The organism is Enterobacter cloacae complex sp. FDA-CDC-AR_0164, assembly GCF_003071645.1.
Lineage (GTDB): Bacteria > Pseudomonadota > Gammaproteobacteria > Enterobacterales > Enterobacteriaceae > Enterobacter > Enterobacter ludwigii.
Map to the genome: position 1 here is coordinate 3,828,612 of NZ_CP028950.1, position 12,487 is coordinate 3,841,098.

Consider the following 12,487-nt stretch of genomic DNA (forward strand, 5'->3'; position numbering starts at 1 on the left):
CCGCACTATGAAGTGTAATCCACCTGAATTAATGGATTAACGTGTCAGCCAGCTGATTTGAACTGGCTCACCATACAAGATTGTTCAATAATGCCTGTCGCGCGTTGTTAACCAGTGGTTGTGGTATGAAAAAGACAATTTTTTCGTTGGCACTTGGCACGTTTGGCCTGGGAATGGCTGAATTTGGCATTATGGGCGTATTAACTGAACTGGCCCATGACACCGGAATTTCAATTCCCGCCGCCGGGAATATGATTTCGTTTTACGCCTTTGGTGTGGTGATTGGTGCCCCGATTGTGGCGCTGTTCTCAGGCAAATTTTCGTTAAAATCCACGCTGTTGTTTCTGGTGGTGCTGTGTGCCGTCGGTAATGCAATTTTTACCTTTTCAACGTCGTATGCCTGGCTGGCGATAGGGCGGCTGATTTCCGGTTTACCGCACGGCGCCATTTTTGGCGTCGGGGCGATTATTCTCTCGAGAATTGCGCCTCCGGGGAAGGTGACGGTCGCCGTGGCGGGCATGATAGCCGGCATGACGGTTGCCAATCTGGTGGGCGTACCGCTGGGCACCTGGCTGGGTCATGAATTCAGCTGGCGCTATACCTTCTTCCTGATTGCCCTGTTTGATGCTCTGGTGATCATCTCGGTACTGGTCTGGGTGCCGCACATCCATGATCGCTCCGAAATCAAATTGACCGCGCAATTTTCCTTTCTGAAAAAACCGGAGCCGTGGCTGATTTTTGCCGCCACCATGTTTGGCAATGCTGGCGTGTTTGCGTGGTTCAGCTTCGTCAAACCGTTTATGGTCAACGTCTCTGGCTTCTCCGAAGGCGTCATGACGGTCATCATGATGCTGATGGGGCTGGGTATGGTGTTAGGTAATCTCCTGAGCGGGAAATTATCGGGTCGCTTCAGTCCGCTGCGTATTGCCGCCACCACCGACATGGTCATTGTCGCGTCACTGCTGTTGCTATTCGCCTTTGGGGAACATAAAACGGCGTCGCTGGTGATGGGCTTTATCTGCTGCGCCGGGCTGTTTGCACTCTCTGCGCCGCTGCAAATTCTTCTCCTGCAAAATGCCAGGGGCGGTGAGATGCTGGGTGCCGCAGGCGGGCAAATGGCATTTAACCTCGGCAGTGCGATAGGGGCGTATTTTGGCGGGATGATGATCACGCTTGGCTTTAGCTGGAGCTATGTCACGCTGCCAGCGGCTGTGCTCTCATTCTCAGCCATGAGTTCACTGCTGATCTACGCACACCTTCGGGCCAGAAAGGCAGACGCCGGTTCGCTCGCTTCCGCACGTTGAACCGCGCCGGTAAGGCGCGGTAGAAGGGCATTAGACAAATTTCGCCAACGGATCGGCAGCGGCAAACGCCACGGCTTTGTCCGCTGCTGGCGGGTAGATAAGTTCATTGGTGATGGCGATTTTGATTTTCTTTGCGTCATCACGCACCGATTTGACGGCCTGGTCCCACCCTTCAGTGTAAACGGCACCCCAGGCACCCAGGTCCAGACAGGTCACGTAGTTAACCTGGCGGTAAGGATAAGGCGTGCGATTCAACAGGCTGGCTGCCGCGTTGTGGCCGGCAAATTTACCCAACTGGATCGCGTGCTGGCAGGTCATTAGCGCCGTGTTCCCCATCTCGTCCGTTCTGGCGTAGGCCATATCTCCCGTCGCGTACACGTCCGGATGAGCCGGAACCTGCAGCGTTTCTGTCACTTTCAGACGCCCCTGGTTATCGCGTTCGCCGTTAATCTGTTGTCCAAGCGGGTTTGCTTCAACGCCTGCCGTCCAGACTACGGTTGCAGCGGGGATACGTTCGCCGTTTTTCAGCGTTACGCCGTTCGCATCGATGGCCTCAATTTCACTGTTCAGACGCCACTCAATCCCCAGTTCCTGGCTCGCGTCTTCAATGGTGTTACGCAATGCTTCACTGTATCGTCCGCCAATGACATGACCCCTTTCAACTACGATAACTCTTGTCGCTGTATCATCACCGAAGCGAGCGCGCAGTCGGGCAGGAAGCTCGGTTGCCAGTTCAATGCCGGTAAAACCGCCGCCACAGACAACCACGGTATTGCGCGCAGCGGTGGAAGGGCGCGAGACCAGGGAGTCAAGATGCTGCTCAAAGGTCTGTGCGGATTCAAGCTGATCGATATCAAAGGCGTACTCAGCCAGCCCGGCAATCGGTGGACGCTTGCTCTGACTGCCGGTGGCCAGCACTAACCGCTCGTAACTCACTGCGGCAGTTACGCCATTCGCATCACGATAGGAAACACTTTTCCCTTTTATATCAATGAATTCTGCTTTTCCGGCGATAAAATCAATACCCAGTTCAGCGAATAGTCCGGTCAGCGGAGAGACCAGCGACGTCACGTTCTCTTCATAGAAGCGCGGGCGAACACGCAACTCGGGGGCGGGTGCCAGTACGGCGATCTTCAGGCTGTTATTGCCCTCCAGCGCATTCAGACGCGCGGCGCTGACGGCAGCCCACATGCCGGAAAAACCGGTGCCCACAATTAAAATCTGCTTCTTCATCTTCGATCCTTTTGATCATCACGCTGTATACCTGACATAACTGCAACTATACTTGTCGCAGTTAACTGCGACAACTTCTTTCTGAGTTAAATTTTAATGCTGCATAAAATCAGCATGTTAATGAAAAAGGGGAGGGTAGTTGTGATTGTGGGCAATAACGCCGTTATAATGACCCTGATAAATAACTTCGGAGTTAACCATGGCGTTTTACAGTTCCGGTGTGGAATACGGCATTCACAGCCTGATGTGCATGGTGGATGCAAAAGGCAATGAGCGTGAGATGAGCGTCCGGGAAATGGCCGCCCTGCAGGGTGTGCCGTATGATTACCTGGGAAAAATCTTCACCCGTTTGTCACGTGCCGGGCTGGTGAGCAGCACGGAAGGTAAGGGCGGCGGGTTTAAACTGGCGCGCCCGGCGGAGTTGATCACCGTACTGGATGTGGCGCACGCCATTGACGGTGAGAAGAACATGTTTGAGTGTCGCGAGGTGCGTCAGCGGCTGGCGGTGTTTAATGAAACGCCTCCTGCCTGGGTGTGCAATGGCCCGTGCGGCGTACGTTCGGTCATGGACAGCGCACAGCAACGGATGGAAGAGGAGTTAGCGCGACATACCATTCTCGATCTGGCGCGCAAGATGTACCGCAAAGCGCCGGATACCTTTCAGATTGAGGTTCAGGAGTGGATTTCTGACCGGCGATCGTCGTAGTGAAATGCCGGGTAAGGCAAAACCACCCCCCGGCAACCGGCGATTAAGAGCGTAAATCAATCACCATACGACCGCGGATTTGACCCTGCTCCATCTCTTTAAAGATGGCATTGATATCTTCCAGCGGACGCATTGTCACTTTTGGCACCACTTTGCCCTCTGCCGCAAACTGGAATGCCTCCATCAGGTCCTGACGGGTTCCCACCAGCGAACCGACGACCTGAATGCCGTCCAGAACCAGGCGTGGAATATCCAGGCTCATCGCTTCCGGCGGCAGGCCAACGGCGACCACGCGGCCACCGGCACGCACGGCATCCACTGCTGAGTTGAAGGCTGCTTTTGCCACGGCAGTTACCACCGCAGCATGTGCGCCTCCGGTTTTCTCCTGAACAATTTTCGCTGCATCTTCGCTGCGAGAGTTAATGGTTAAATCTGCCCCCATGCTGGCGGCCAGTTTCAGCTGTTCATCGTTCACATCAATGGCGATGACCTTGGCGTTGAATACGTTTTTAGCGTACTGCAGCGCAAGGTTACCCAGACCACCAAGACCGTAAATCGCAATCCACTGGCCCGGCTTAATGTGGGACACTTTTACCGCTTTGTAGGTGGTGACCCCCGCGCAGGTGATGCTGCTCGCCGCTGCGGAATCCAGACCGTCCGGCACTTTTACCGCATAATCGGCGGTCACGATGCACTCTTCAGCCATCCCTCCGTCAACGGAATAACCCGCGTTTTTCACATCGCGGCACAGGGTTTCGTTGCCGGTATTACAGTATTCGCAGTGTCCACAGCCTTCAAAAAACCATGCCACGCTCGCACGGTCGCCAATTTTCAGCGAGTTGACGCCTGGGCCAATCTCTTTAACGATCCCTATTCCTTCGTGACCCAGGATCACCCCGGTCTTATCGCCGAAATCACCGTTCTTCACGTGAAGATCGGTATGACATACGCCGCAGCATTCCATCTTCAGCAGGGCTTCACCATGCTTAAGCGGACGTAATGATTTTTCGGTGACATTGACCTGATGATCCTGAGTGACAACAGCAGCCTTCATATGTTTCTCCTTGTTCATGATGAGATTCTGCATAGCAGGTGTACTACTTCTTAAGGATTAATACTTAGGCGCGTTAATGCAAGGTGGCAGCAACATAATGTCATCATTTGATTCGATTTCGGATTAAGAATACAGCGATCCTCTAATAATCAGGGGGGCGTTCAGGGGGAGAGCGGCCCGGCGAGACGCTCGCCGGGCGCGGACTTACAGTTTTGCTTCTATCGCCTCAATCTCCTGGCGCCATTGCGCCTGCAACTGCGGCTTCTGGTGCTTCGGTTTGCGGGCCAGGTCTTCCTCCAGCAATGTCTCCAGCGCGATCAGCCGTTCAAGCAGGTCGTCAAACTGCGAAGGGCGATCGTGCTGTTGTTTCGGTGAACACGGCGATGTTATCAGGCCTGCACTTTCACGCAGCCGTTCAAAGACCGCTTCGGCGTCATGCCATTCACTCAGCCTGCCGTCCTCAATCAGCCAGAAACGGTTGCAGCTTTGGCTGATTAATTGGCGATCATGGCTGACCAGCAGCACGCCACCTTCAAATTGCTGCAGGGTTTCCGTCAGCGCCTCTTTGCCTTCCATGTCCAGATGGTTGGTCGGTTCATCCAGCATCAGCAGGCTATAGCGCGCTAACGTCAGGCCAACAAACAGCAGGCGAGAGCGTTCTCCACCGCTGAGCGTACTGACTTTCTGACCGTGACGTGGCCACGCAAAGCCGGCACCGATCAGGGCCATCTTGCGATTCTGCGGATCGGGTGCAAACGGCTCCAGTGCGTCAAACAGCGATGCATCGTCCGGGAGCTGGTTCAGCGTCTGATCATAATAGCCAGGCGATACGCGTGGGTGGAGTTTCAGCCCATCGTCAGCCTGCTCGCCGCGAAAATGCCGCCAGATCAGCTTCATCAGGGATGATTTACCGCAGCCGTTACGTCCAACGATGGCCACGCGATCGCCGCTTTTGAGACGCGCGATGTCAATGCTAAACAGCGCAGGCAGTCCGGGAGCCGGCGGCACCGCGAGGTTTTCCAGCTCCAGCAGACGATCGGCCCGTAGCGCGTCGCCGCGCAGGGTTAATGTCCACTGACTTCCCGCCGTGACCTCCGTCTGGCTCTCTTTCAGCCGTTCAACCTGCTTTTCCATCTGTTTCGCTTTGCGGGCCAGGTCTTCGTTGTCGTAGACTTTGCCCCAGGTCGCCAGTCTTTTTGCGCTGGCCGCGACGCGGTCGATCTCCTTTTGTTCTGCCTTGTGGCGCTGCGCATCACTTTCGTCTTTCGCATCCAGCGCTTTGCGTGCGGCGGTGCAGGGAAGGGCAAAGTAATGCAGCATCTTATCGCGCAGGATCCAGCTGCCGTTGGTCACGGCATCCAGCAGTTGCCTGTCATGTGAAACCAGCACAAAGCTGCCTGACCAGGCCTGTAAAAACTGCTCCAGCCAGAGCATGGTGGGTAAATCGAGGTGGTTACTCGGTTCATCCAGCAGCAGCAGGTCCGGCGCATTAATCAAAGCCCGCGCCAGCAGCAGACGCGTATGTTGCCCGCCGCTCAACGTTGCCGAGGTTAATGTCCAGTCCTGCGGCGTAAAGCCCATACTCGCCAGCAGCGTTTCCGCTTTCCAGCGCAGGCTCTCGCGTTCAGCCGCAGGCAGTTGTGCCAGCACGGCATCCAGCATGCTCAGGGGATAAATCCCGTCCGGCAGGTGTTGTTCTACGCGCGCCATGATGCAGTGCCCGGCCAGCGCGACCGTTCCGGCGGCGGGCGTGTCCGTACCGTCCAGCACCTTCAGCAGCGTGCTTTTACCGCAGCCGTTGTCGCCCAGCAGACCGATGCGATCGCCTTTTTTCAGCGTAAAGGAGAGAGAGTCGAAGAGCGTACCAAACGCCGTATCAACACGTAGAGATTGTGCAGTGAGTAAAGTGCTCATTGTTGCTTACCCAAGAGTTACAGGCATGTTTATGCCTCGTCAAACATCGCTGACGATAACTCAGTAAGCCCGAGAGAAGGGATTTCAGGGGTTGGTGTCTTCGCTCAAGCAGAAGTTATCGCAGCACGATACCGATAACGCTTGAGCTGGTGCGATCACCAAATGTATGTGAAACATTGAAAATTTCACAGTACAGCATAATTGGCCTCCTTATATATTCAGTAGGTTAATGGATGAAGGCAGTGTAGCGGGGATTTTATGGCCCGGCAAGCGCGGGCAGAATGGCAGGCCGGGAGGCATGATTGCCTGACCCGGCCTGTTCTTTAGATAGACGTTCTGCGATAGCTGCGGTATTCCGGCATCCAGAAGTTGTCGTCAATGGCCTGCTGCAGCGCATCGGCGGAGGTTTTCACCGCCACGCCTTGCTGCTGTGCCATTTTGCCTACTGCGAAAGCGATCGCGCGGGACACCTTATGAATGTCTTTCAGCTCTGGCAACACCAGGCCTTCACCGTTATTCACCAGCGGTGAGTGTTTCGCCAGGGTTTCGCTGGCTGACATCAGCATTTCATCGGTAATGCGTGACGCACCGGACGCGATAACCCCCAGACCAATCCCCGGGAAGATGTAGGAGTTGTTGCACTGCGCGATCGGATAGGTTTTATCCTTCCACACCACCGGGTCGAACGGACTGCCGGTTGCCACCAGTGCGTTACCTTCGGTCCAGGCGATGATGTCCTGCGGCGTTGCTTCTACACGGGAAGTCGGGTTAGAGAGCGGCATCACGATAGGGCGTTCACAGTGTTTGTGCATTTCGCGAATAATCTCTTCGGTGAAGAGACCGGTTTGCCCGGAAACGCCGATAAGAATGTCCGGCTTCACGTTGCGCACCACGTCCAGCAGGGAGAGCACCTCGTTGTCGGTATCCCAGTTTTTCAGGTTCTCGCGTTTCTGAACCAGTCGGGTCTGGAACGGCAGCAGGTTAGGCATACCGTCGGTCAGCAGGCCGAAACGGTCAACCATATAGACGCGGGAACGGGCCAGTTCTTCACTCAAGCCCTCGCGCTGCGTCTGAGCAATAATCTGCTCGGCAATACCGCAGCCCGCAGAGCCTGCGCCCAGGAAGACGATTTTCTGGTAGCTCAACTGGCTGCCTGCCGCACGGCTGGCGGCGATCAGCGTCCCAACGGTCACGGCGGCGGTGCCCTGAATGTCGTCGTTGAATGAACAGATGTCATCGCGGTAGCGGTTCAGCAGCGGCATGGCGTTCTTCTGCGCAAAGTCTTCAAACTGCAGCAGCACGTTCGGCCAGCGTGCCTTAACGGCCTGGATAAAATCATCAACAAACTGATAATACTCATCGTCGGTAATGCGCGGATGACGCCAGCCCATGTACAGCGGATCGTTGAGCAGCTGCTGGTTGTTGGTACCCACATCCAGCACTACCGGCAGGGTGTACGCCGGGCTGATACCTCCACAAGCGGTGTACAGGGAGAGCTTACCGATTGGGATCCCCATTCCGCCAATACCCTGATCCCCGAGGCCGAGAATACGTTCCCCGTCAGTCACAACAATGACCTTGATGTTGTGGTTCGGCACGTTCTGCAGAATATCGTCCATATTGTGGCGGTTCTGATAAGAGATGAATACGCCGCGGGAACGACGGTAGATCTCAGAGAAACGTTCACACGCCGCACCCACCGTTGGGGTGTAGATCACCGGCATCATCTCTTCGAGGTGGTTCTGAACCAGGCGATAGAAGAGGGTTTCATTGGTGTCCTGAATGTTACGCAGGTAGATGTGCTTGTCGATTTCAGTCTTGAAACCCTGATACTGGATCCACGCACGTTCAGCCTGTTCTTCAATGGTTTCCACCACTTCGGGCAGCAGACCAAGCAGGTTGAAGCTGCTGCGCTCTTCCATGCTGAAGGCGCTGCCTTTGTTGAGCAGGGGGAATTCCAGTAAAACCGGACCGGCATAAGGGATATATAAGGAACGATGTTTTTTCAGTTTGTTGTCCATGTCACTCACTCTTTTTTTGAAGATCCGTCCCTGACACTGCTGTTTGTCATCTTTCTGGCCTGTGCGGTGGGGTGCGGTCAGGCGGTATTATAAAGGAGCTAAATGTTAATTACCGCAACACATAAACAAAAACACCATCGGTTTTGCCGATGGTGTTCAGGATCTCTTACTGGAACTTACTTGCCAGCGTGGCGTTTTCTGCCGGTGGCATGGGTGACTTGCGTTTCACTGTCGCCCTCAATCACCACTTTACGTTGGTTAGAAAGCTTGTAGTTCAGTCCCAGAATATGGCGTGCCTGACGGTTCGATTTCATCTTTACTCCTCAATCCTGTTGATAGTTTTAAGGACAAGTTTGCTTACGCAAACGAAATGTAACCCCTTAGGTTGCAGATCCAGCTTAGCAGGTTTTTACAAAGAGGCATTCTGTCCACTGACCACGTAGTTAATGGTCTGTTGGTAGATGTCACTGAGGATGTCATTGTCTGTGGATTCCACCCATTTGGTCAGTTCCATCAAAATGTCATCTTCAGTCACAGCACCGTGTTCGGCGTGAAGACCCTGTGCTATCGCGTTAACGAGTTCAGGTTGTGCTGCTGCAGTATTTGCCGGGTAATAAGTAAACATGCTGCCTCCGTGTCGTTGTCTGTGTAATGGTACGGCTCGCAAAAAATGTAATTCACAAACAGAATGGCAAATATTTTCCTTGCTGTGTCTAAGATTCATCTTAGAAATAAAAATGACATAAGTGCATGCTTTTAGACACTTTTAGAAATGGAGAAATAATAATAGGGGACGAGGGGGGGGTATTTTGATGCCGCTCCTGCTATCCGAGAAAATAGCAGGAGCAGAGATTAATTTACCATTTCATTTCGCCGGTATTCACTTTCGCACTTAATTCCAGCGAGCTCTCTTCGGCCAGGCCCGGATACGCTTTTTTCATGGCGCTAATGACGCCAGCAGAATCTTTGTGATTAGCCAGAGTCTGCTCGAACCGCTGCAGATATTCACGGGTAAAATCGATAGCGCCGGTACCTGACGGTGGCGTCCCCAGATAGTGACCCGGGATCACGCGCTCCGGTTTGTGCGCCGCCATGTTTTCCAGCGTGTCCTGCCACTGCTGGCGACGCGCCCTGGTCTGGGTATCGGCCGTCCACAGATGGATGCCCCATGAAACGCCCGTGCCGCCAAGAATCGTCTTCGCCGACGGGATCCAGACATAGGCCGCGTAGCTGTCTGGCTGTTCAATATCGATTTTCTCACCATCAACCATAAACGTGGTGGAGGTCAGCACCTGGGGAACGATCAGCGTTGATGGCGCGCCGTCTTTCATCTGTGGGCCCCAGAAGGCCAGCTTGGCATCTTTGGTGGCCTTGATATGGTCAACCACCTGCTGAGTCGCCACGACTTTCGCATTCGGGAATGCTTTTACCAGCGGTTGCAAACCAAAGTAGAAGTCCGGATCGCCGGAGGTGATCACAATCTTGTTCAGGGTTTTACCGCTGCGGCGAATTTTCTCCACCAGTGCTTCACCGTCTTTCACGCTGAACTGCGCGTCAAACAGGACGGCCTCTTTCGGGCCGGACACCAGCGTCGACGAGACCGCAAAAATACCTTTCTCCTGCGGGTTCCAGGTATCAATGGTTAACGGTGCGGCGAAGACCGCCGGCGTGAAGAGGGTGCATAGCAGTGCAAGGCGAGTGAGCTTCATCATCATGTCTCTTTTTATCAGGAAAGACCCTATTGTACCGAACTCTACATTTGCCAGAATTCCTGAAACAAGACATGCTTAGTTTCATAAATCGAGCAAATGGAGCGTTATATGGATCGCGTTATTGCCGCACAGGTCTATAACCGGATTTGCGAGCTGGGAAGTTTGAGTGCCGCAGCCCGTGCGCTGGGCATTTCCCGGCCCATGGTAAGCCGTTATCTTGAGCAGATGGAGAAGTGGGCGGGGACCCGGCTGGTGAATCGCTCAACGCGCAAGCTGACGCTGACCGCAGCAGGGGAAAAGGTACTGCAGAAAACGCGTACCCTTTCGCAACTGTCGCAGGAGATTGAAGGCCAGTCGGAGAAAGATTTACCTTCCGGCACCTTACGGGTAGCCTGCGCGCACTTTACCGCCATGCACATGATTGCGCCGGTACTGCCCGGGCTGCTGGCGCGTTATCCGCAGCTCAGAATTGAACTGGATGTGAATAACCATCCCGTGAGTCTGGTGGGCGAGCGTATTGACGTAGCCGTGCGTATTACCGATAACCCAGAGCCGGGGATGATTGCCCGTAGGCTGGGCGAGTGCCGTTCGGTGCTTTGCGCCTCGCCGGACTATCTTGCGCAGCACGGCACGCCCGTGACGCCTGAGGATTTGGCGCAGCACAATTGTCTGCATTACAGCTTCTTCGCGGGTCAGTCTTGGCATTTTGTAACGCTGGAAGGCGAAAGCGTGAGCGTCGCGGTGAGCGGCAATCTTAGCGCCAGCATCTCGTCGTTGTTGATGGACGCGGCGGTTAAACATTGCGGTATTGCAATGCTGCCCGAACACGAAGCGCAAGGGGCGCTCGAGCAAGGACTGCTGGTACCGGTGCTCACAGACTTAGTGCCTAAGCCGCTCGCCATTCACGGGATTTACCAGTCGCGGGAATATCAGCCTGCGGCCCTGCGCGTCTTTCTTGATGAAATTGCAGGGCATCTGAACTGATGCCCGCGCAGTGAGCCTGTGGCTTATTTCGTCGTCAGCCAGGGCGACGTCGTGCTCCAGAAAATAATATCTGCGCCGAGATATGCTTCTGCGAACTGAACAAATTCATCTTTGGTGAAGGGCTTGCCGGTAGCCGGGTTTCGGTAGGTGAGCGTGGGCTCCTGAACGGCCATGGCGACCAGCGGCAGTTTGTTTTTATACTGGTTAAAGAACGGATAGGCGTTTTTCATTTGCGCCTTGCGGTTGGGAACAATATCCGGTCCGCCAAGCCCGATATTATGGGCACTGGCGTATTCAAACAGCCGCCCCATGTAATTATGGTCATTGTTCCATTCACACGGCCAGAAGTTCACATATTGTACGACATGGGATTGCGTGAAAACCTTTCGCGCAAAGGCGAGGTTTTCCATTTCTCCGGCAAAATAGTTGTCGCACGAAAATCCTGTCGGCGGCTTTTTCTCATCAAGGTCAATCGCGGTTTCCGGTAAGTTCACACCATAAACCTGGCCATCAAAACGCTTCGCCAGGGCTGCCAGTAAGGCCTGATACCGTTCACGCACGGCAGGATCCCACTGCCGGGCTACCCAGCCTGAACCTGTTGGTTTCCCTTCACCAGGGTTGTCAAACTGCGGAGAAATACCGCCGCTGTACTTCGTGTCTGCCATCAGATAATCAGGGACATACCGGGCATCTTTTTCGAAGAAGCGATCCTGAATTTGAATAAACAGCTTTTTATTGCTGGCCTTCAGGCGCGCCAGATCTCGCTCTATGGATGAGAAGTCATATCTGTTTTTCTCAGGCTCCAGTGCACGCCAGTTATAAACGATCTGCGCGCCACCGATATCACGACGGGTGATAAGCGCGGCGGCGGCATCAAGGTCGCCCGAGCTGGTATAGATAAAATTCTCCGGCGTGCTGGCAAAGAGGGGGAACGTCACGGCGAGCGTGGTCAGTGCCACGACAATCCTGGTGTTTAGCATCATAGGCCTTTCCCTTTTGATGGTTCGAAGTGATGTATCGCATCAACGCCAACCAGAATACTCTGTGTTCCAGGACGCGTCAGATCTCTGGTCTATACTTAACCCTTTGTAAGCCAAAAGGAGAGCAAGAATGACAATTCATAAGCACGGTTCAGCACACTGGTCTGGCGATATTAAACGCGGAAAAGGAACTGTTTCTACCGAGAGCGGCGTTCTCAATCAACAGCCTTACGGCTTCAACACCCGTTTTGAAGGCGAAAAAGGGACCAACCCGGAAGAACTGATTGGTGCCGCACACGCAGCCTGTTTTTCGATGGCACTGTCGCTGATGCTGGGTGAAGCAGGCTACACCGCCGATTCCATTGATACCACCGCCGACGTGTCACTGGATAAAAAAGAGGGCGGTTTCGCCATTACGAAGGTCGCACTGCAGAGCAAGGTTACTGTCCCTGGCATTGACCCTCAGCAGTTCGATGGTGTTATTCAGAAAGCAAAAGCCGGCTGCCCGGTTTCACAGCTGCTGAACGCGGATATCACGCTGGATTACACGCTCAATTAAACCCCAGCCGGGTTAACACC

Annotated in this window: 12 protein-coding genes; 4 read left to right on the forward strand and 8 right to left on the reverse strand. The window is 54.2% G+C overall.

Annotation, left to right across the window (positions count from 1 at the left end; translation table 11 throughout):
- The first annotated feature begins 125 nt into the window (after positions 1-125).
- Positions 126-1,304, forward strand: a complete 1,179-nt coding sequence (gene araJ, locus AM410_RS18940; RefSeq protein WP_108648219.1) for an MFS transporter AraJ — start codon at positions 126-128, stop codon at positions 1,302-1,304.
- 30 nt (positions 1,305-1,334) lie between these two features.
- On the opposite strand, the gene AM410_RS18945 is transcribed toward araJ, so the two are convergent.
- Positions 1,335-2,537 (reverse strand): NAD(P)/FAD-dependent oxidoreductase, encoded by a 1,203-nt coding sequence (locus tag AM410_RS18945; protein ID WP_059306107.1) that lies wholly within the window; start codon positions 2,535-2,537, stop codon positions 1,335-1,337.
- Between the two features lie 199 nt (positions 2,538-2,736).
- On the opposite strand from AM410_RS18945, the gene AM410_RS18950 reads away from it, so the two are divergent.
- Positions 2,737-3,243 (forward strand): RrF2 family transcriptional regulator, encoded by a 507-nt coding sequence (locus AM410_RS18950; protein ID WP_014170178.1) that lies wholly within the window; start codon positions 2,737-2,739, stop codon positions 3,241-3,243.
- 43 nt (positions 3,244-3,286) lie between these two features.
- Here AM410_RS18950 and adhP read toward each other — a convergent pair whose 3' ends face one another.
- From adhP to AM410_RS18980, 6 genes are all read right to left on the reverse strand, one after another.
- On the reverse strand, positions 3,287-4,297 hold the full coding sequence (gene adhP, locus AM410_RS18955) for an alcohol dehydrogenase AdhP (protein WP_020884077.1): 1,011 nt from the start codon (positions 4,295-4,297) through the stop codon (positions 3,287-3,289).
- 204 nt (positions 4,298-4,501) lie between these two features.
- Positions 4,502-6,211 (reverse strand): ABC-F family ATP-binding cassette domain-containing protein, encoded by a 1,710-nt coding sequence (locus AM410_RS18960; RefSeq protein WP_014170176.1) that lies wholly within the window; start codon positions 6,209-6,211, stop codon positions 4,502-4,504.
- A gap of 323 nt (positions 6,212-6,534) precedes the next feature.
- A complete protein-coding gene (locus AM410_RS18965) occupies positions 6,535-8,232 on the reverse strand; it encodes an NAD-dependent malic enzyme (protein ID WP_020884079.1) in 1,698 nt (565 codons plus the stop codon).
- Positions 8,233-8,408: 176 nt separating this feature from the next.
- A complete protein-coding gene (sra, locus tag AM410_RS18970) occupies positions 8,409-8,546 on the reverse strand; it encodes a stationary-phase-induced ribosome-associated protein (protein WP_013096533.1) in 138 nt (45 codons plus the stop codon).
- A gap of 95 nt (positions 8,547-8,641) precedes the next feature.
- The gene (bdm, locus tag AM410_RS18975) at positions 8,642-8,857 is read right to left on the reverse strand and encodes a biofilm-dependent modulation protein (RefSeq protein WP_020884080.1); all 216 of its coding nucleotides are present in this window, start codon (positions 8,855-8,857) and stop codon (positions 8,642-8,644) included.
- A gap of 232 nt (positions 8,858-9,089) precedes the next feature.
- Positions 9,090-9,941, reverse strand: a complete 852-nt coding sequence (locus AM410_RS18980) for a Vmh family MBL fold metallo-hydrolase (protein ID WP_108648612.1) — start codon at positions 9,939-9,941, stop codon at positions 9,090-9,092.
- 111 nt (positions 9,942-10,052) lie between these two features.
- On the opposite strand from AM410_RS18980, the gene AM410_RS18985 reads away from it, so the two are divergent.
- The gene (locus tag AM410_RS18985) at positions 10,053-10,928 is read left to right on the forward strand and encodes a LysR family transcriptional regulator (RefSeq protein WP_020884082.1); all 876 of its coding nucleotides are present in this window, start codon (positions 10,053-10,055) and stop codon (positions 10,926-10,928) included.
- Positions 10,929-10,951: 23 nt separating this feature from the next.
- On the opposite strand, the gene AM410_RS18990 is transcribed toward AM410_RS18985, so the two are convergent.
- The gene (locus AM410_RS18990; RefSeq protein ID WP_047356455.1) at positions 10,952-11,911 is read right to left on the reverse strand and encodes a hypothetical protein; all 960 of its coding nucleotides are present in this window, start codon (positions 11,909-11,911) and stop codon (positions 10,952-10,954) included.
- A gap of 127 nt (positions 11,912-12,038) precedes the next feature.
- Between AM410_RS18990 and AM410_RS18995 the strand changes: the two genes are divergently transcribed.
- A complete protein-coding gene (locus AM410_RS18995; protein WP_108648221.1) occupies positions 12,039-12,467 on the forward strand; it encodes an OsmC family protein in 429 nt (142 codons plus the stop codon).
- Positions 12,468-12,487: the final 20 nt, after the last annotated feature.

Bases quoted from the DNA above. Each gene is read 5' to 3' on its own strand.
- araJ (WP_108648219.1), top strand. From the start codon at position 126: ATGAAAAAGACAATTTTTTCGTTGGCACTTGGCACGTTTGGCCTGGGA.
- AM410_RS18945 (WP_059306107.1), bottom strand. From the start codon at position 2,537: ATGAAGAAGCAGATTTTAATTGTGGGCACCGGTTTTTCCGGCATGTGG.
- AM410_RS18950 (WP_014170178.1), top strand. From the start codon at position 2,737: ATGGCGTTTTACAGTTCCGGTGTGGAATACGGCATTCACAGCCTGATG.
- adhP (WP_020884077.1), bottom strand. From the start codon at position 4,297: ATGAAGGCTGCTGTTGTCACTCAGGATCATCAGGTCAATGTCACCGAA.
- AM410_RS18960 (WP_014170176.1), bottom strand. From the start codon at position 6,211: ATGAGCACTTTACTCACTGCACAATCTCTACGTGTTGATACGGCGTTT.
- AM410_RS18965 (WP_020884079.1), bottom strand. From the start codon at position 8,232: ATGGACAACAAACTGAAAAAACATCGTTCCTTATATATCCCTTATGCC.
- sra (WP_013096533.1), bottom strand. From the start codon at position 8,546: ATGAAATCGAACCGTCAGGCACGCCATATTCTGGGACTGAACTACAAG.
- bdm (WP_020884080.1), bottom strand. From the start codon at position 8,857: ATGTTTACTTATTACCCGGCAAATACTGCAGCAGCACAACCTGAACTC.
- AM410_RS18980 (WP_108648612.1), bottom strand. From the start codon at position 9,941: ATGAAGCTCACTCGCCTTGCACTGCTATGCACCCTCTTCACGCCGGCG.
- AM410_RS18985 (WP_020884082.1), top strand. From the start codon at position 10,053: ATGGATCGCGTTATTGCCGCACAGGTCTATAACCGGATTTGCGAGCTG.
- AM410_RS18990 (WP_047356455.1), bottom strand. From the start codon at position 11,911: ATGATGCTAAACACCAGGATTGTCGTGGCACTGACCACGCTCGCCGTG.
- AM410_RS18995 (WP_108648221.1), top strand. From the start codon at position 12,039: ATGACAATTCATAAGCACGGTTCAGCACACTGGTCTGGCGATATTAAA.